The 18,805-nt window shown below is 62.9% G+C and carries 16 protein-coding genes; 10 read left to right on the top strand and 6 right to left on the bottom strand.

Annotation, left to right across the window (positions count from 1 at the left end):
• Positions 1-3: 3 nt before the first annotated feature.
• Positions 4-939, top strand: coding sequence for a CHAD domain-containing protein (locus ACFX4T_RS16935; protein WP_223946847.1), 936 nt, complete (start codon positions 4-6; stop codon positions 937-939).
• Between the two features lie 268 nt (positions 940-1,207).
• Positions 1,208-1,408 carry a DUF1508 domain-containing protein gene (locus ACFX4T_RS16930; RefSeq protein ID WP_223946848.1) on the top strand — a complete coding sequence of 67 codons (201 nt, stop codon included), beginning with the start codon at positions 1,208-1,210 and terminating at the stop codon, positions 1,406-1,408.
• A 22-nt stretch (positions 1,409-1,430) separates the two neighbouring features.
• Here ACFX4T_RS16930 and ACFX4T_RS16925 read toward each other — a convergent pair whose 3' ends face one another.
• From ACFX4T_RS16925 to ACFX4T_RS16915, 3 genes are read right to left on the bottom strand one after another with little or no spacing between them, the layout of a single operon-like run.
• Positions 1,431-2,108, bottom strand: coding sequence for a CoA pyrophosphatase (locus ACFX4T_RS16925; protein WP_216927023.1), 678 nt, complete (start codon positions 2,106-2,108; stop codon positions 1,431-1,433).
• Positions 2,105-2,899: an endonuclease III gene (gene nth, locus ACFX4T_RS16920; RefSeq protein ID WP_224088849.1), complete on the bottom strand. Its 795-nt coding sequence runs from the start codon at positions 2,897-2,899 to the stop codon at positions 2,105-2,107. Before nth ends, ACFX4T_RS16925 begins: the two co-directional genes overlap by 4 nt.
• Before the next feature lie 10 nt (positions 2,900-2,909).
• A complete protein-coding gene (locus ACFX4T_RS16915) occupies positions 2,910-4,349 on the bottom strand; it encodes a hypothetical protein (protein WP_377652785.1) in 1,440 nt (479 codons plus the stop codon).
• Between the two features lie 436 nt (positions 4,350-4,785).
• Between ACFX4T_RS16915 and acs the strand changes: the two genes are divergently transcribed.
• The 4 genes from acs to ACFX4T_RS16895 all read left to right on the top strand — a co-directional run bounded on the left by acs (position 4,786) and on the right by ACFX4T_RS16895 (position 10,014).
• On the top strand, positions 4,786-6,831 hold the full coding sequence (acs, locus tag ACFX4T_RS16910) for an acetate--CoA ligase (RefSeq protein ID WP_377652911.1): 2,046 nt from the start codon (positions 4,786-4,788) through the stop codon (positions 6,829-6,831).
• Between the two features lie 179 nt (positions 6,832-7,010).
• The gene (locus ACFX4T_RS16905; RefSeq protein WP_216927051.1) at positions 7,011-7,808 is read left to right on the top strand and encodes a DeoR/GlpR family DNA-binding transcription regulator; all 798 of its coding nucleotides are present in this window, start codon (positions 7,011-7,013) and stop codon (positions 7,806-7,808) included.
• An 87-nt stretch (positions 7,809-7,895) separates the two neighbouring features.
• Positions 7,896-8,645 (top strand): ABC transporter ATP-binding protein, encoded by a 750-nt coding sequence (locus ACFX4T_RS16900; RefSeq protein WP_377652783.1) that lies wholly within the window; start codon positions 7,896-7,898, stop codon positions 8,643-8,645.
• The gene (locus ACFX4T_RS16895; RefSeq protein WP_377652781.1) at positions 8,638-10,014 is read left to right on the top strand and encodes an FtsX-like permease family protein; all 1,377 of its coding nucleotides are present in this window, start codon (positions 8,638-8,640) and stop codon (positions 10,012-10,014) included. The genes ACFX4T_RS16900 and ACFX4T_RS16895 overlap by 8 nt, the downstream gene beginning before the upstream one ends.
• Positions 10,015-10,129: 115 nt before the next feature.
• Here the strand turns inward: ACFX4T_RS16895 and ACFX4T_RS16890 are convergent, their stop codons facing one another.
• The gene (locus ACFX4T_RS16890; protein WP_377652779.1) at positions 10,130-11,155 is read right to left on the bottom strand and encodes a LacI family DNA-binding transcriptional regulator; all 1,026 of its coding nucleotides are present in this window, start codon (positions 11,153-11,155) and stop codon (positions 10,130-10,132) included.
• A gap of 14 nt (positions 11,156-11,169) precedes the next feature.
• A complete protein-coding gene (locus ACFX4T_RS16885) occupies positions 11,170-12,369 on the bottom strand; it encodes a Gfo/Idh/MocA family protein (protein WP_377652777.1) in 1,200 nt (399 codons plus the stop codon).
• A 202-nt stretch (positions 12,370-12,571) separates the two neighbouring features.
• Between ACFX4T_RS16885 and ACFX4T_RS16880 the strand changes: the two genes are divergently transcribed.
• The 4 genes from ACFX4T_RS16880 to ACFX4T_RS16865 all read left to right on the top strand — a co-directional run bounded on the left by ACFX4T_RS16880 (position 12,572) and on the right by ACFX4T_RS16865 (position 18,183).
• Positions 12,572-13,534, top strand: coding sequence for a carbohydrate ABC transporter permease (locus ACFX4T_RS16880; RefSeq protein ID WP_223946855.1), 963 nt, complete (start codon positions 12,572-12,574; stop codon positions 13,532-13,534).
• Positions 13,535-13,543: 9 nt separating this feature from the next.
• The gene (locus tag ACFX4T_RS16875) at positions 13,544-14,470 is read left to right on the top strand and encodes a carbohydrate ABC transporter permease (RefSeq protein ID WP_377652775.1); all 927 of its coding nucleotides are present in this window, start codon (positions 13,544-13,546) and stop codon (positions 14,468-14,470) included.
• Positions 14,471-14,542: 72 nt separating this feature from the next.
• On the top strand, positions 14,543-15,892 hold the full coding sequence (locus ACFX4T_RS16870; protein ID WP_377652773.1) for an ABC transporter substrate-binding protein: 1,350 nt from the start codon (positions 14,543-14,545) through the stop codon (positions 15,890-15,892).
• A gap of 104 nt (positions 15,893-15,996) precedes the next feature.
• The gene (locus tag ACFX4T_RS16865) at positions 15,997-18,183 is read left to right on the top strand and encodes an alpha-galactosidase (RefSeq protein ID WP_377652771.1); all 2,187 of its coding nucleotides are present in this window, start codon (positions 15,997-15,999) and stop codon (positions 18,181-18,183) included.
• Between the two features lie 117 nt (positions 18,184-18,300).
• Here ACFX4T_RS16865 and aroQ read toward each other — a convergent pair whose 3' ends face one another.
• On the bottom strand, positions 18,301-18,765 hold the full coding sequence (gene aroQ / locus ACFX4T_RS16860; protein WP_223946858.1) for a type II 3-dehydroquinate dehydratase: 465 nt from the start codon (positions 18,763-18,765) through the stop codon (positions 18,301-18,303).
• Between the last annotated feature and the right edge of the window lie 40 nt (positions 18,766-18,805).

Raw genomic sequence — 18,805 nt, 5'->3', positions numbered from 1 at the left:
TGCTTGTCCACCCCTGCTGTCCCGGAGGAAACTGGCCACGTGGGTTCGGACGTGCGTGATTCCGTGGATTCGTACATTGCTTTCCAACTTGCAGAGCTGGAAGGCTGCTTGCCGCTGGTTGGCGCGGCCGACCAGGACGCCGTCCACGGGGCCCGGCTGGCGCTTCGGCGGCTCCGTTCTGTCCTTTCATGCTACAAATCCGTTCTCCCTGACGTCCCGGGAGCCACGGGCCGAGACGTCCGGTGGCTGGCGCGCTCCCTCGGCGAAGCCCGCGACGCATACGTTCTGTCCCTGCGTTTGGCGCTATGGCTGGACGCATCAGAGGCCTGGTTGTCACCGGAAGCACTCCATAAAGCCGTGAACCAGCTCCTTGCCAGCAGTAACGCAATGGCTACCCGGATCGGGACCGGAAGTCGATGGCAGGGAATCGTCAAGGCAACCCGGCAAGCCCTCCTTCCTGCAACGGCCCACTTGGCGGCAGGGGAAACCGACAACCATCCCAGTTTCCTCGAGGTGGTGGAACTCCTGCAGCCGCGTTGGGAGACGGTGCAGAAGAGCTTGGAAACTACGCAACGAACCCTGGAGCCGGACAGCAGGCATGCCGATGAAGCAGAACGCAACGAAGTGCTTCATGGCGCGCGAAAGGACATCAAAGTATTGCGGTACTCCGTGGAGGCGGTGGCCCCTGTCCTGGGTGCAGGCGCCACGGCGATCATCCAACCATCGATGACCCTGCAGCGTCTCCTCGGAGAACAACACGACAGCGTGGCTGGCCAGGCATGGATAAAAAGTCTTTCAGAAATGCCCGGTGTAGAGCCCTTGGACGTCGAGGACCTTCAAAACATGGAACAACGTAGGCTCGCCGAGACCGAGGCCAGCCTCCGGGCAGCGTTGCTCGCTTCCCCTGTCCCTGAGCCTCGCCGAATGCTGCTGGGTTGATCATTCGTCACCTTCGCCGTCGACAGGTGGCACGACGGAGTGGCCGGCACGATGGAGTAGACGGCCCGACGGAGCAGCCGGCGCTCAGATTAGCTGCCACCCTCACAACAAGCCAGTCACATCTCGCAGTGTGATGGTGCATGACAATTCCATGACCGGTACCCCAAAGTAACTTTCTTTCCCGCTGGCTTCTGGATACGTTCTCTAGGTGGGATCGGCACACCGGCCCACGACTGCTGCAAGGAAGCATCAAGGGGGACAGCACAAAATGGCTGGCAGGTTCGAAATTCTCAAAGACAGCGACGACTCGTACCGGTTTCGCCTTACAGCGGCGGACGGAACGGTTGTAGCGGAGTCACCAACGTTCAAGCATCTCAAAGGCGTGGTGGACGGCATTAATGCAGTGCGTGAAAACGCCGCAACAGGGCTGATCGTGGACCGCTCGACGGCGAACCGAAGGGCTGCCTGAACGGCGCCCGCGGCCGGAGCTGCTAGAGCTCGATCTCGTACAGCTTGTCCTGGTCCCAGGGGACCGTCCATCCGAGTTCGTCGAACAAACCGCTGAGTACCATCCCGGTAAAGCCCCAGACCACGACGCCGTTGACGGTAAAACCCGGACTCCTGAAAGTCCGGCCGAAACGGGAAATGGTGGCGGATACCCGGTTGACGGGGTCCAGGAGATCCCGAACCGGGACCCGGAACACCTGGGCGGACTCAGCGTAATCGACGACGCGAACGGGTGATGGAGAGTCCCACCAGGCAAGTACGGGTGTCACCCGGAAATTGCTGCGGATCAGCCCGAGCTCGGGGATGACGCCCAGCACCTTCACGCCACTGACGTCCAGCCCTGTCTCTTCCACTGCCTCACGCAAGGCCGCGGACACCACGGAGTCATCCTCCGGATCCACGCTCCCGCCCGGAAACGCTACCTGGCCTGGATGGTCGTCCAGGGTGTGAGCCCGTTCAAGCAGGAGGACGTCGAGGTCCGCCGGCGCAAAGGGGCGTCCGGATTCGGCCGGGATGTTGTCCAGCACACCAAAGAGCATGAGCACGGCGGCGGCGCGATTGGTTTCCGGCGTGACCGGCAACTGCGCCCAGTGGGAAGAATGTTGCTGCTCGCCGGCCTCAAAGCGGGACACTAACTTGGCAAGGTCCTCAAACGCGGTCACCCGGGCCTCCTCTGTGATTCCATCCGGATCTCCGCCGCCCTGTGCGTCTCGGCAAGCAACTTCTCCAACAGTGCCTCGTTGCCGGGCGCGAGCTCGTACTTCAACAACTTTGCCGCCTTGACGGGGTCGGTCTCGCCGTCGCCATAGCTGGGACAGAGACTGGCAACCGGGCACGCCCCACAGGCGGGTTTCTTAGCGTGGCATATCCTCCGGCCGTGGAAGACCACGCGATGCGAAAGCATGGTCCAGTCGCGTGGTTCAAAGAGCTCAGCGACGTCGAATTCGATCTTCACGGGATCATCGGACACCGTCCACCCGAAACGGCGTGCCAGTCTCCCGAAGTGCGTATCTACAGTTATTCCGGGGACACCAAAGGCGTTCCCGAGGACCACGTTGGCTGTTTTGCGCCCGACGCCCGGAAGTGTCACTAAATCCTCGAGGCGACCTGGAACCTCGCCGTCGTACTCGTCCACTAACCGGGTGCTAAGGGCCAGGACGTTCCTGGCCTTTGCCCTGAAGAAACCAGTGGGCTGCAGGATCGATTCCAGCTCAGCAGGGTCCGCTTCCGCCAAGGCACGGGCGTCCGGGTAGCGGGCAAACAGGATCTTGGTGACTTGGTTGACCAGTACGTCCGTGGTCTGGGCCGAGAGGACTGTGGCCACCACAAGCTCAAACGGATTCCGGAAATCCAGCTCGGCGTGAGCATAAGGGTATTTGTCAGCCAAGATCCTGTTGATCTTGCGTGCCCGGCGTTTCAAGGCGAGCAGGGAACCAGCTTCAGCGATGGCCACAGCGTCCTTCTCAGCCGCGTTCGATATTGCTGAGCTCCCGCAGGACCCCAACCTTGCCATCGGTGTCCTGGACCAGGAATTCGTCGCCACGGTCCTCGAGCGCGAGGACCCAACCGCCAGGCTCAATGGTGAAGGCCGGAGCACCTGTCCGTTCGTCATATGCAGTTCGAGGCTGGGCTACGGCAAACCAGAAGGCTTCATAGGCAGGAGAAGAACCGGAATCATCAGAACGGCTGGACGGATCCACAGTGGCCCCAATGGAGTCGCTCACGGAACGGGTATCGGCGGACACGATGGGCGTGGCCATGGTGGCAGCCCATCCGCGCTCATTTCCGGACGTCTGGGCGGCCGGCGTCTGGGCGGCGGGCTGCTGGGCTGCTGCGGGCTGTGCGGCGGCGGGCTGCCGGGCAGCCGGTTGCTGGGCGTGCTGGGTAGTGGCCGGTGCCTGCGTCGGCGATTGCGGTTGTCCCGGGCTTTCCACGACGACGTCGGGCTCGGCCGGTGAGGGCTCTGCTGGAGAAGCCGGAGCGGGCGACCCGGATGCAGCCGGGGCAGCGGCAGGGGCGGCAGCTGCGGGCGCTGCTGCTGCGGGCGAGGGAGCAGAGGAGGGTGCGGCAGCATGAGGATCCGCAGCAGGCGTGGAATCGGCCGAATGCACGACGGCGGGCCCACCAGTTGGGGCCGGAGCAACGCGGCCGGACGTGGCTGGCGGAGCGTAGGGGCTCGCACCGGCTGGCGGAGCATATGGATGGACACTGGCAGAACCTGCACCCTGCGCCTGATACCCCGTTGCTCGGGAGTCGGGCGTCGAAGGCCCGCTGGCCGACTTCGGCGCTTTGGGTTCCTTGGGAGGCTTTGGGGCAGCCGGTTTACGGGTGGGAATCGCTGCCTGGCGGGCAACAATGTGGGCCGGTGTTTCAGTGCGGCCCTTGAAGTCAGCCGATAGCACTGGCAGATGCGGGGCCAGGACGGTGGCGGCCAGCAAGCCCACGGAACCCACCAGGCCCAGCAGGACGCTGCCGTTGAAGGAATCAACGATCGTCAGGAAGAACAACGGCACCGCGAATGCAGCGGTCACGGAAGCGAACTGGTCAATCGACAACGAGCCGACGCGGACAATGGTCCCGGGCTGCAGCCGACGGGCAACGAAAAGCGCCACAACAACTACCGGCAGGATGATTCCCAGAAGGAGGAAGAAAAGGTTGTCCAGGTTCCACAGGTTGTAACGGCCACCGAACATGGGCAGCAGCGAGGCGGTGAACATCAGGAGTACGGAACCGAAAACCGTGAGGTCACGAATGGTGAAAGGGCCGGCAACCGCCTCGTATTTGGTGGGTGCGCCTGAGGCGGACTTCGCAGCAGTGGTGGTACCGGCGTCGTTCGCCTTTCCAGCCGCGGTGTCCGGTCCCGTCGGATGTGAGTCGTGCGGGCCTGGGCTCAGCTGGTTCATCTATTTCTCCTTCGTACGGCGGCGTCTTGGACAGTCCGGACCGGTATTTTCCGCAGGTTTCCGCGGAAAACCGGGCACACCTGACGATGCGTCCCAAGACTTATTCAGCCTATGCCACGCCACTGACACTCTTCTAGCTGAAATCGGCCACGCTGCTCCGTCCACAGGAAACTCCAAGGTTCCTTACAGTCTGGCGTTGCCAACCCCGTCATGTAAGCGGTTCCTGACAACCAAAGCAGCCATTCGTCGACGAATCCGTACCGCTCGCTGACCCATTTGTGACCACGCACACGTAGGACCTCCCAAAGGGATAATGTTGAAGGCGGACAACACTCTGCGGATCCGCCGCGGGACGCACTGCAACGGCTCACGGCTGGAGTGCGGACTTAGCTGGCGGCGTCCGCGCAGCAAAGATCGATGAATGATGAGGTTCACCATGTCCCAGGACACCACCGGATCCACGGCCACCGCTGCAGCGTCGACGCCGCAGAACGGTCCGGCACCGCACGTCGAGGCTCTCGAGAATTTGCTCCACGAGAACCGTAAGTTCCCTCCATCACCTGAGTTTGCCGCGAACGCCGTGGCTAGCGCCGATGAGTACAAAAAGGCCGAAGCGGACCGTCCCGCGTTTTGGGCGAAGCAGGCCCGTGAGCTGCTGAGCTGGGACAAGGACTTCAGCGATGCCTTGGATTGGTCGGATCCGCCGTTCGCCAAGTGGTTTGTGGGCGGTGAGGTCAACGCCGCGTACAACGCGTTGGACCGCCATGTGGAGAACGGCTTGGGAGACCGGGTTGCCATTTACTTCGAGGGTGAGCCCGGCGATACCCGCACGTACACGTATGCGCAGTTGACCGAGGAGGTTAAGAAGGCCGCGAACGCCTTCGAAGCCCTCGGTGTTGCCAAGGGCGACCGCGTGGCCGTGTACCTGCCGATGATTCCCGAGGCCGTCATCACGATCCTGGCCTGCGCCCGGATCGGTGCTGTGCATTCGGTGGTGTTCGGCGGCTTCTCCGCCGACGCGCTCCGGTCCCGCATCGAGGACGCCGAGGCCAAGCTCGTGGTCACTGCGGACGGCACCTACCGCCGGGGCAAGCCCAGCCCGCTGAAGCCGGCCGTGGACGAGGCCCTCAGTAAAGAGGGGCACTCCGTGCAGAACGTCGTCGTGGTCAAGCGCAACGGCGAGGACGTCAACTGGGTCCAAGGCCGCGATCTCTGGTGGGCTGACACCGTTGACAAGGCAGCAACCGAGCACACCGCCGTCGGGCATGACTCTGAGCACCCTTTGTTCATCCTGTACACCTCCGGTACCACCGGCAAGCCCAAGGGCATCCTGCACACCACCGGCGGCTACCTCACCCAGAGCGCCTACACGCACAAGGCCGTCTTTGACCTTCACCCGGAAACGGACGTGTATTGGTGCACCGCCGACGTCGGATGGGTCACCGGGCACTCCTACGTCGCCTACGCACCGCTGATCAACGGCGCCACCCAGGTCATGTATGAAGGCACACCGGATTCCCCGCACCAGGGCCGCTGGTGGGAGATCGTGGAGAAGTACAAAGTCTCCATCCTCTACACCGCCCCCACGGCGATCCGGACGTTCATGAAGTGGGGCCGGGAGATCCCGGGCAAGTACGATCTGTCCTCCATCCGCGTCCTGGGCTCCGTGGGCGAACCCATCAACCCCGAAGCGTGGATGTGGTACCGCGAGGTCATCGGCGGCAACGCCGGCAAGAACGGCGAACGCAAGGAACACCCCGCCCCGATCGTGGACACCTGGTGGCAGACCGAAACCGGTGCGCAGATGATCGCACCCCTGCCCGGCGTCACCGCCACCAAACCCGGCTCAGCCCAGGTACCACTGCCCGGTATCGCCGTGGACGTGGTGGACGAAACCGGCGAGTCCGTTGCCAACGGCGAAGGCGGCTACCTTGTGGTCCGCGAACCGTGGCCCTCCATGCTCCGCGGTATCTGGGGCGACCCGGAACGGTTCAAGGACACCTACTGGTCCCGTTTCAAGACCATGTACTTCGCCGGTGACGGCGCCAAGAAGGACGAAGACGGCGACGTCTGGCTCCTGGGCCGGGTGGACGACGTCATGAACGTCTCCGGCCACCGCCTCTCCACCACCGAGATCGAATCCGCCCTCGTCTCCCACCCCTCCGTGGCCGAAGCAGCCGTCGTGGGCGCCGCTGACGAGACCACCGGGCAGGCCATCGTCGCGTTCGTCATCCTCCGCGGCGACGCCGTAAACGGCGGCGACGAAACCGTCCTGGAGCTGCGCAACCACGTGGGCAAGGAAATCGGCCCCATCGCCAAGCCCAAGCAGTTGCTGATCGTGCCGGAATTGCCGAAGACCCGCTCGGGCAAGATCGTCCGCCGCCTCCTGAAAGACATCGCAGAAGGCCGCGACACCGGCGATGCCACCACCTTGGCAGACCCCGCCATCATGACCCAGATCGCGGAATCGCTGCGTAAGTAGCCTCCCCCGGTCCCACTAGTCGACGGCGCCGCTCCCCTCCCAAGGCGAACGGCGCCGTCGTGCGTTCACAAGGATCGTGACGACGCCGTGACTACATTTGCCACCCGGCAGCAGCGCCGCGTCCTAGACTGGAGCCAGAATCAGCCTCAAGTTTGATGAGGCTCTCCAGAAAGGCCCTGATGCTTCAGGCAGCACGCCACTCCGCCATCATCGATGCCGTCCAGCGCGAGCGCGTTGTGCGGGTATCGGACCTCGCCCAGTTGCTGGGCGTCTCCCCCATGACCGTCCGGCGTGATATAGAAGCCCTCGAGGAAACCGGCCGGGTGGAACGCATTCATGGAGGGGCCAAACTTCCCGGCGATGCCAGCACCCACGAGCCCGGCTTTGAGCTCAAGTCCACACAACTAACGGCCGAAAAGCATGCCATTGCGGTCGAGGCTGCCTCGCTGGTCCACGAAGGCATGGCGATCGGGCTCAGCGCGGGAACCACCACATGGGCGCTGGCGCAGGAGCTCGTCCATGGTCCCCGAATCACCGTTGTCACCAACTCCGTGCGGATTGCCGATCTGTTCCATCATGGGTCTTCATCAGGGCCGGCCCGGTTCGGCTCAACCGTGATCCTTATTGGCGGCGAGCGCACGCCGTCGGACGCGTTGGTGGGGCCCATTGCGACGTCCTCGCTCAAGCAGCTTCATCTTGACGTCCTGTTCCTGGGCGTCCATGGCATGGACGCCCAGGCAGGTTTCACCACCCCCAATCTGCTCGAGGCCGAAACGGACCGTGCATTCATGGCATCGGCCCGCAGCACTGTGGTCCTGGCCGACTACAGCAAGTGGGGCGTAGTGGGCATAGCCTCCATTGCCCAGTTGGAAGAGGCCGACGAGCTCATCACCGATTCGAACCTGGGTGAGGATGCCCGCCGCGTGCTTGCCGAGAATGTTGCGAAGCTGAGAATCGCGGACGTCCAGGCCAAGTAGGCTCTCATACCGCGGGTGGAGGCCTGCCCGGGGAGTTCAACCAGTGGGCTGACGCCTAGGGATGGGGCCTTTGGGGATGCTGGATTCATGAACGCCATCCTCCACGCTCAGCAACTCACCAAGCACTACCCCGGCAACATCGCGCTCGATCACGTGGACTTCGCCGGAATTGCGGGCGAATCCATTGCAATCATTGGGCCGTCGGGTTCCGGTAAGACCACCCTTCTGCACTGCCTAGCCGGGATTTTGAGGCCCGACGCCGGTACGGTCACCTTGAGCTCGGCGGCCGGTCCGGTCCGGTTGGATTCCCTCGGAGATGGGGCTCTTTCCCGTCTCCGCCGGGAGGAATTCGGTTTCGTCTTCCAGCAGGGCATGTTGCTGCCGGAACTGACCGCCCTTGAGAACGTTGCTTTGGCGCTGATGCTGAACGGCACCGATCGGACTACCTCCGAGGCCCGTGCCGCCGAGTGGCTGGCGGCCCTTGGCCTTGCCGGCATGGAGCAGCGCAGGCTCGGTGAATTGTCTGGCGGGCAGGTCCAGCGGGTGGCCATCGCCCGGGCCCAGGTCACAGGTGCACGCATCGTCTTTGCCGACGAACCCACTGGTGCCTTGGACTCCGCCACCTCAAATGAGGTCCTCGACGTGTTGCTTCAGTCCGTCGCAGCCAATGGCCGAACGCTGCTGGTGGTCACCCACGACCCCAACGTGGCAGCACGCTGCCAACGCGTCGTGGAACTGCGTGACGGCCGGATCGTGGCGGACACTGGCTGCGCCGTTCCCCCTCCCAGCCAGTCGGCCCCTGCAACCACTGACTTCAAGGGTGCGTTCAATGTCTAGCCTTGCCCTTGCCCTTCGCCTCACCCCGTACCTCTCCCGGAGCAGCAGCCGTCAAACAGGGCTGCACCAAACCAAACTGCGCGACGCAGGGTTGCCAATTCTCGCGTTCGGCACGGTCACGGCACTCCTCTTGACGGTGGCTGGCGGTTCCCAAGTCTTCTGGTCATGGTCTGATGACATCGCGGGCACCTACCAGGCGCTGGCCGTCGTCGCCATGGTCTTGCTCGTCATACCGCTGCTGACGCTCGGTGCCTCTGCAGCACGACTGGCCGCCCGCCGTCGTGATGACCGCCTGGCGTCCCTTCGCCTCTTGGGTGCCAGTAGTGCCACGGTCATATGGATGACGATCATAGAATCAACAGTCCTGGCGGCGATCGGGGCGGTAGCTGGTGCTTGCCTGTATGCCTGCGCGGCGCCTTTTCTGGGATTGATCCAGTTCCGGGGACAATCGCTAGGCGGCCATGCTTGGTTGTCCGTGCCATCAATTCTCGGGTGCATCCTGGCAGTCTGCGTCCTTGCCGCAGCGAGCGCTGCGCTTGGCCTGCGGAAGGTGGTACTGACGCCGCTGGGCGTGCGGACCAGGCAAACGGCCGACGGCGCCCACTGGGTTCGCGGTGTCATCGCGGCCGTGGTGGTGGTCTTCGGAGTGGTGGCCATGGGCATGCTCAGCAGTTTCGGCGCGTTTATGGTGATTATCGCAGTGATGGGCGGCTGCTTCGGACTGGCCCTGCTTGCACTGAACCTGATGGGGCCGTGGGTCCTCCGACTTCAGGCGTCGTCGCAGCTCAAGAGAGCAAGGCGCCCCGAACAACTGCTCGCTGCTCGGACAGTCCTGGAAAGTCCCAAGGAATCGTGGCGACAAGTTGGGGGCGTCGCGATGACCAGTTTTGTGGGAGTGTTCGTGGGCGTCGGCATGGCGGTGGCGGACACGATGGGCAGCAGCACATCGGATGAATCCACGCTGCTGGTGCGCGATATCAACACCGGCGTGATGATCACCCTGCTGGGCTCGTTCCTCATGGTGGCTTGTTCCGCCGGCGTGAACCAAGCCGCTGCCGTGCTGGATCGTGCCTCGACCCTCGTGGCCCTGGACCGGGTAGGGATGCCGCAGAAACTTATGGTGGCTGCACGGGTCAAGGCAGTGATGACCCCATTGCTCCTCGTGGCGGGCATCTCTGCGGCCGCAGCAGCAGCGTTGGTCCTGCCACTGGCGGGTCCTGCCCTGTTGACCCGGCCCGTGGTGTTCCTGACCGTTGGTGGAGTTTTTGCGGCCGGCTTCCTCTTGGTCCGGCTCGCCCTGGCCGCGGGCACTGCACAGATCGGCCAGGTACTCGCCCGGCCCGAACGCTACGCCAGCATGGACTCGTAGCCCGCGGATGTTCTCTCACATCGGGGCCCTTTTTGAGGGATGTTCTCTCACATCGACGGAGGATGTGATAGAACATCTGCGTCCAGGCGGCAGGATGTGAGAGAACGTCGGGAGGTCACTTGCAGCCGCACGACTGGCGCACGATCAGCTCCGTGGGCAGGATGCTGTGCTGCAGTGCCTCGCCCCGCCCCTCCCCCACGAGTGCCCGAACAGCTGCTTCAGCCATCGCCTCCACAGGCTGGGCCACGGTAGTCAGCGCGGGCCAACTGTATTCGGAATCGAGGGAACCGTCGAAAGACACCACGGCCATATCATCGGGAACGTTCAGCCCCGCCTCGTGGAGGGCGCGGAGGATTCCGATGGCCTGCATGTCGTTACTGGCGAAAATTGCCGTGGGCCGGTTGGCCATGGCCATGGCCAGGAAACGCTTGCCTACCTCGTAGCCTCCCGGCCTGCTGAACTCGCCATGAAGCATGGGGCCATCGGGCAGTCCAGCGTCGCGCAAAGTTCGAAGCCAGCCCACTTCACGTCCGTCGAGCTGGTTACCTGTGTTGGTTCCTATGGCCAAGCCAATGTTTGTGTGGCCGTGGCCTATGAGGTGCTCGACGGCGGCCCGGGCACCCGCTTCGAGGTCCACACCTACACTCGTGAACCCCGGGGGCGAGCCGGCATTGTTCAGCAACACCGATGGGATTTCCGAGGCTTCAAGGTCGGTCAGATCGGGATCGAACACGCAGCTCGCCAGGAAGACTCCGTCCACTTGGCGCGCGGCAAGGTTGCGGATGTTTTGCCGCTCTTTGGCCAGGCTGCCGCCCGAGTTGGTGAGGACCATGCCGTAGCCAAGTTCTGCTGCAGCATCTTCAACAGCGTGGGCGAGCTGCGAGAAAAAAGGGTTTGTGTTGTCGGGAACAATCACGCCCACGGTTTCGCTTGACCCGAGCTTCAGAGCCCGCGCCGCAGCGTTGGGACGGTAGCCGAGGATACGGATGGCGTCGCGCACTTTGGCTTCCGTCGCCGGGGCCACGTTCTTGGGCCCGCCGTTCACAACGTAGCTCACGACGGCGGTACTCACCCCGGCGTACCGGGCCACGTCTTTGCGTGTAACCGGTCCGCGCGGGGTTTGTACTGCCGAAGTTGTCATGAGGTAAATGCTAGCTACATGGAGGGAGCGTCGCCGAAGTCCCGGATGGGAAGGCGTTCGCCGCCGCGGAGGGCAGATTCATGGGCTACGATTCCGGGCAAGGTGAAGCGGGCCGCAACCCACGCATTGACGGGCGGCAGCGTTCGGTTGTTGACTGCGGTGACAAAGTCATCCACAAGGAATTGGTGGCTGCCTTCGTGTCCGTTGGGCGCTCCGAGGAATTCCTCGGGTAGCCGTGACTGATCGTGAACAGGTGCCAGGCCGGAAATGAAGGCATCCCGGAGTTCCGGCGCCACGTCAGCCAAAGAGGGGTCGTCGGCTGACATGGTGGGCTTTGTCTCAACTTGTTCCGAGACGTCCTCCACCTTCGTTTTGTCCTGCCACACTGTTGTGGTTGCCAGCTGCTCGAAACTGGCTTCCGTGCCAAAGAAGCGGAAGCGGGACTCGCGCAGGTGCGAGGGGTAGCCGACCCGGCGCATCTCGTTGGTGCGCATCGCACCGCCGTCGTTCATTTCGAACAATGCCGTAGCGTTCGAGAAATCGTTGGCGAACATACTGACGTCTTTATCGAAGACGCCATCTCCACGATCGTCTTTGACCCCAATGCAACTGACGCTGACAGCGTGGCCCGGCACGGCGCCCAGGACGCCGCCGATGGCGTGGGTCGGATACAGCATGGGCGGATAGCTCGCCGTTTCCTTCCACCGTTCGCCACCGCTGTACTGGTAGGCCTCGTAGAAACCCAGGTCCATGTCGTGGACGTAGTCGCCTTCGGTGTAGAAGATCCGGCCAAACTTCCCGGCGGCATGCTGTTGCCTGGCGAACACAGTCGCGGGGTTGTAGTAGCTGGTCTCCCCCATGGCGTAAACAAGCTTGGTGTCGCGGACGGCTTGGATGATCCGTTCGATTTCCGCTTCGGAGATCGCCATCGGGACGGCGGAATACACGTGTTTGCCAGCGCGGAGCGCCCGCTCGACGAGGGGTCCGTGAGTCCACCGTTGCGTGAAGATGGCGACAGCATCGACGTCGGACTCCAGGAGTTCCTCAAAACTTCCCAACACGCCATCAAGGCCCCAGCGCTCCTGAGCTGCCGTGGCCCGCTCCGGTAGCTCATCCACCACGTAGACGGCACTGACACCGGGATGGAGTTTGAAGAGGTGCGCGAACTGGCTTCCGAATTGCCCGACACCTAGAACACCGATCGAAAACGTCATCGTTTGCCTTTCCTGGAGCTGACTCGGCAGCAGTTGTAGTGGCCCCTCAGTGGGCTCGTTTGAGTCTTTCACTACGATCTACACGAGTCAACAAATTGGACATAAACGAACAAATCTTCCCAAAAAGCTTGCATGGTTCGGATCTACTCGTGTAGATTCTAGTCCAGTTGTTACCCATATCACAGTCAGGAAAGGGTCGACGATGACCACGCTAACCAAGCAACCGGATCCGGGGCTCTCCGTCCCCAGGGGGCCACGAAAGTCACGGAAAAGGGGAAAACCGTCCGACGGCTTCCGCGGCATCGGGGACCTGAAGGTCGCTCTCTTCTTCATCGCTCCGGCGATGGTCGGATTGATCCTCTTCTACCTCGTGCCGACCATCCGGGGCATCTACCTGAGCTTCACCGAGTACAGCATCCTGGGTGACCCGGAATGGATTGGCGCCAGGAACTACGAACGCATAGCCAAGGATCCGCTGTTCTGGAACGCCCTGGGCGTCACCTCTGAGTACGTCGTGATCAACATTGTCCTTCAGACGGCGTTGGCCCTGGGCCTGGCAATCCTGATGCACCGGGTGGCAAAGTCCACCCTTATCCGCGGTGCACTCCTGATGCCCTATCTGATGGCCAACGTCATCGCGGCCCTGTTGTGGTTCTGGATGCTTGACTACCAGATCGGAATCATCAACCAGATCATCGAATGGACCGGGCTGCCTCGGGTGGCCTTCTTCGGCAGCGAGCAATGGGCCATCCCCACCCAGGCACTCATCAATACCTGGCGGCACATGGGCTACACAGCACTACTGATCTTCGCCGGCCTGCAGGCCATCCCCAACAGCGTCTACGAGGCTGCAAGCATCGACGGTTCCAAGGCCGTGAGCACCTTCTGGAGGATCACTTTGCCGCTGCTGCGTCCGGTCCTGGTGCTTGTCCTCGTCGTGACCGTGATCGGTTCCTTCCAGGTCTTCGACACCGTTGCCGTCACCACCGCCGGGGGACCTGTCAACGCCACCCGCGTGCTGCAGTTCTACATCTACCAGCGCGCCTTCAACGAACAGGACTTCGGCTACGGATCCGCACTGGCCGTCATCCTCTTCCTCATCCTCGCCATCGTTGCCTTCATCCAGATGAAGTTCCTCCGCGGCAACCAGTCTGACCTGGACTAAGGACACGCCATGACCACTCTTGCCTCCCAGAAGAACGGCGCCCGCCGTCGTCCTTTCAGCCGCCCCTTCAAGTGGCGCCGCGCCATCGCTTTGACCCTTCTCGCCGTGGCCATCGCCGTGAGCATCCTGCCCTTCTACTGGGTACTTCGCACGGCCCTGTCCTCCAATGGATCCCTCGCAGCTAACTCCGCCAACTTGTTGCCGGCCGACTTCAACCTAGGCGCGTTCAAGCGGGTCTTCGGCCTCCAAAGTGCCTCCGAAGCCATCGCAGAAGGCGGCTCCGGTGCCTCGATCAACTTCTGGCAATACCTGTGGAATTCGTTGCTCTTCTCCGGCATCACCACAGCCTGCGCAGTGTTCTTCAGCTCGATGGCCGCCTATGCCTTCTCCCGGCTGCGATGGAAGGGCCGCGACGCCGTCTTCTCCCTGTTCCTTGCCACCATGCTCGTCCCGCCGATTTTCACCGCCCTGCCCAACTTCCTGCTCATCAAGAACCTGGGCCTGTTGAATTCCATGCTCGGGCTCGTGCTGCCCTACCTGTTCATGACCCCGTTCGCGATCTTCTTCATGCGCCAGTTCTTCCTGAACATGTCCAGGGAAGTCGAAGAAGCGGCCATGCTCGACGGCGCCAAGCACTGGCGGATCTTCTTCCAGATCATCATGCCCAACGCGGCCGCACCGATCGCGACCCTGGCACTGCTGACCTTCATGGGCCAGTGGAACGAATACTTCTGGCCCTTGCTCGTGGGCACCTCCGAAGAATCCCGGGTGCTCACCGTGGGTCTGGGAGTCTTCAAATCCCAGTCCCCGCAAGGCGCACCGGACTGGTCCGGGCTCATGGCCGCAACGCTCGTGTCCGCCACGCCCGTGCTGATCCTCTTCGCCATCTTCGGCAAACGGATCGTCAACTCCATCGGCTTCAACGGCACCAAATAGCTTTCTCCACCGCACTCCCGCGGAACCGGCATGTGCCGGCCCGCACCCCATCCCGTCCTGAAAGGACAAACCATGATGAACAAGAAGGCATTCGGCGCTGTCGCCGTAGCAGCAGCCGCTGCTCTCGCCCTGTCCGCCTGCTCGGGCGGAAGCGCCGGAGGAGATGCTGCCAAGGGCGAGATCAACTACTGGCTGTGGGACGCCAACCAGCTCCCTGCCTACCAGCAGTGCGCTGCGGACTTCACCAAGGCCAACCCGGACATCACCGTCAAGATCACCCAGACCGGCTGGGATGACTACTGGTCCAAGATCACCAACGGCATGGCCTCCGGCACCGCACCGGACGTCTTTACCGACCACCTGTCCAAGTACCCGGACTTCCTCAAGACCAAGCAGCTCGTGCCACTTGACGACGCCGTCACCAAGGACAAGGTAGAGCTTTCACAGTACAACGAGGGCCTCGCCGACCTCTGGGTGGGCCAGGACGGCAAGCGCTACGGGCTGCCCAAGGACTGGGACACCATCGCACTGTTCTACAACCAGAAGATGGCCACGGACGCCGGCATCACCCCGGAACAGATGGGCTCCCTGAACTGGAACCCGCAGGACGGCGGAACGTACGAGAAGGCGATCGCCCGCCTCACCGTGGACAAGAACGGCAAGCGCGGCGACGAAGCAGGCTTCGACAAGAACAACGTTGCGGTCTACGGATTGGGACTGCCAGGCTCCGACGCCGAGAACGCCGGGCAGACGCAGTGGAGCTACCTGTCCGCCACCACGGGCTGGACCACCACGGACAAGAACCCATGGGGCACCCACTTCAACTACGACGACAAGAAACTCCAGGACACCATCGACTGGTGGGCCTCACTCGCTGCGAAGGGCTACATGCCCAAGCTTGAAACAACCGTGGGCGCCAACGCAGCCGATAACTTCGGCGCGGGGAAGGCTGCCATCAACAGCAATGGTTCCTGGATGATCGGCCAGTACACCGGCTACAAGGGCATCGACGTCGGCATCGCCCCCACCCCTCAGGGCCCCGACGGCAAGCGCGCCTCCATGTTCAACGGCCTGGCCGATTCCATCTGGGCCGGCACGAAGAAGAAGGATGCTTCCATCAAGTGGGTCGAGTACCTTGGCTCTGCCGCGTGCCAGGACGTCGTCGCTTCCAAGGCCGTCGTGTTCCCAGCCATCACCACCTCTTCCGAGAAGGCCGCTGACGCCTTCAAGGCCAAGAACGTGGACGTCAGCGCCTTCACCCAGCACGTGAAGGACAAGACCACCTTCATGCTCCCCATCACGGACAACGCCGCCAAGGTTGCGGGAATCATGAAGCCGGCCATGGACGCGGTGATCGCCGGCAAGTCCCCGGCCAGTTCCCTGACCGCCGCCAACGAACAAGTCAACGCCCTCTTCAAGTAAAGCCCCTCCCGTTGTGAGGCCTGCTCTGCGCTCTTTGACGCCCCGTTGGGACGCAGAACAGGCCTCACAAGTCCAGCACCATCTTTTGAAAGCGACTCATACCCATGCACCCGCTCCATCTCCGTTCCGCCGGTACCAGCCTGGTGATCAGCACTCACCGAGGAGAGGCCGAAATATCCCACTGGGGAGCAGACCTGGGCGACGCCCTTCCGGATCTTTCCATCCTCAATGAGCCCATCCCTCCTTCCTCGATCGATGCCAACGTACCGGCCGGGCTCCTCCCGCAGGCGTCCTCCTCGTGGCAAGGCCGGACGGGGTTGCGCGGACACCGGTTCACGGATGGCGTTCCCGGGCATGACTTCTCTTTACGCCTGCGGGTGGTGAGCGCGACGGGGGACGGGTCGTCAGCGGTGATCGTTCAATCAGATCCCGACGCCGGCATCACCGTCACGAGCAACCTCACCTTGCACCCGGGCGGGCTTATGGAACTACGGCACACAGTCACCAACGACGCCACGTCGCCTTTCCAGGTGGACGAATTGGCGACGATCCTCCCAGTGGCGCCGGACGCCGTCGAGCTTTTGGACCTTACAGGCCGTTGGTGCCGCGAACGGCACCCGCAACGCAGGGCAATCCAGCAAGGAACCTGGGTCCGCACTGGCCGGCACGGCCGTACGGGACACGATTCCTCGCTGCTGCTTGCAGCCGGAACCGCAGGCTTCGGCAACCGGCACGGCAAAGTCTGGGCCACGCATTTGGCGTGGAGCGGAAACCACGAGCAATTTGCCGACAACGTAGCGGACGGCCGCACAATGATCGGCGGTTCCGAACTGCTTGGCCCCTCGGAAGTAGTGCTGCAATCCGGCGAAAGCTACACCACACCGGCGTTGTACGCTGCCTACTCCGACCACGGCTTGGACGGCATCAGCGAGGCCTTCTACAGCTGGTTCCGGTCCCGCCCGCACCACGTGGATGTCGCTGGGAAACCACGGCCAGTTGTCCTCAACACCTGGGAAGCGGTGTACTTCGATCACAACCTGGAGACCTTGATCGAGCTGGCCGAGTCCGCCGCGGACCTGGGCGTTGAGCGTTTTGTGCTCGACGACGGGTGGTTCCGCGGGCGCCGGGACGACCACGCTGGGCTCGGCGACTGGTATGTCGATGAGACCATCTGGCCTTCAGGCCTCACGCCCCTGATTGATGCAGTGACTTGCCGCGGAATGGAGTTTGGGCTCTGGGTTGAACCGGAGATGGTGAACCTTGATTCGGACATCGCCCGCGCCCACCCCGAGTGGATCGTTGGACCATCTGCGTTGTCCTTCAAGGACGGTGGCCGCCTGCCGCTTGAGTGGCGACACCAGCACATCATCGACCTCGTCAATCCCGAGGCGTGGCAGTACATTTTTGACCGTATTGACGCCCTGCTACGGGAAAACAACATCAGCTACCTCAAGTGGGACCAAAACCGGGACCTCGTGGAGCACGGCCATGCGGGCCGAGCATCCGTGCATGAACAAACACTTGCCGCTTACCGGCTCTTCGATGCCCTCCGTGCGGCTCATCCGGGCGTCGAGATCGAGAGCTGCTCCTCCGGTGGCGCCCGGGTGGACCTCGGGATCCTGGACCGCACCGACCGGATCTGGGCCTCGGACTGCAATGACGCCTTGGAGCGGCAAACCATCCAGCGCTGGACCGGCATTGTGGTTCCCCCGGAGCTGGTGGGAGGGCACATCGGGCCCACCACGTCCCACACCACGGCGCGGACGCACGACCTGTCCTTCCGGGCCATCACCGCACTGTTTGGACATTTCGGCATGGAGTGGGACATCCGCGAAGTCCAGGGGGCGGAGCGCGAGGAACTCAAGCGCTTCATCACCCTGTACAAGGAGCACCGCGGGTTGATCCACACTGGGCGGATGGTTCGCGCAGATCTAGCGGACGAGTCGCTGATGCTGCACGGTGTTGTTGCCGACCCTGCCATGCACGACGGCGGTACTGCAGTGGGTGCCACCGCAGCCCTGTTCGCCGTGGTCAAGACGCGGACCGGTTTCGCCGAGCAGCCCGGCCGCGTGGCCATTCCGGGACTGGAAGCTTCCCGTTCCTATCGCGTGGAAGCAATCTTCCCCACACCGGCGGATGCCGATTACGGGCACACGTTCATCGAGGCCCGGCCGGTCGCTTGGCTGGCCGAAGGTGCTGTGGCAACGGGACGCTTCCTGGGCGAGGTGGGCCTTCCCATGCCCGTCTTGAACCCCGAGCACGCACTTTTGCTGAGGTTCACTGCCCTGTAGCCCTCTCTCACATCCCGACGGCTTCCCGGGAACCTTCTCTCACATCCTGACGGCTTCCCGGGAACCCTCTCTCACATCCTGACGGCTTCCCGGGAACCTTCTCTCACATCAGCCTAACTAGACCGTTTCAGCCAGGTAATCGATGGCCAGTTTGTACCCAAGCACACCCGCGCCGACGATGATCGCATTGCACACGCCGGACAAGTAGGAATGGTGCCGGAACTCTTCCCGCTGATGAACGTTGGTGATATGTACTTCAACCGAAGGCAGCTGAACCGCGGCCAGGGCGTCACGAAGTGCCACCGACGTGTGGGTGAAGGCGCCGGCATTGATGACGATTCCCGCCGCGGTTCCACGCGCCGCGTGGATAGCATCGAGGAGGTCCCCCTCGTGATTGGACTGAACGCAGTCCACCGTGAAGCCATGGGCAGCCGCTGCTGATATGGCCAACTGTTCGACGTCGGCGAGCGTGGAAGTGCCGTACTTCTCGGGCTCCCTGGTGCCCAAAAGGTTAAGGTTCGGTCCGTTGATCACAAGAATGGTGCCGCGACCAGCTTCGGTGGCGGGGGTGGCTTCAGTCATGGCTCCCAATCTATTAGGCGACGGGAGAATGTCGGGGAAT

This window comes from Paenarthrobacter sp. YIM B13468 (genome assembly GCF_042788025.1).
GTDB lineage: Bacteria > Actinomycetota > Actinomycetes > Actinomycetales > Micrococcaceae > Arthrobacter > Arthrobacter aromaticivorans.
This window is presented reverse-complemented; position numbering and strand designations above follow the sequence as displayed.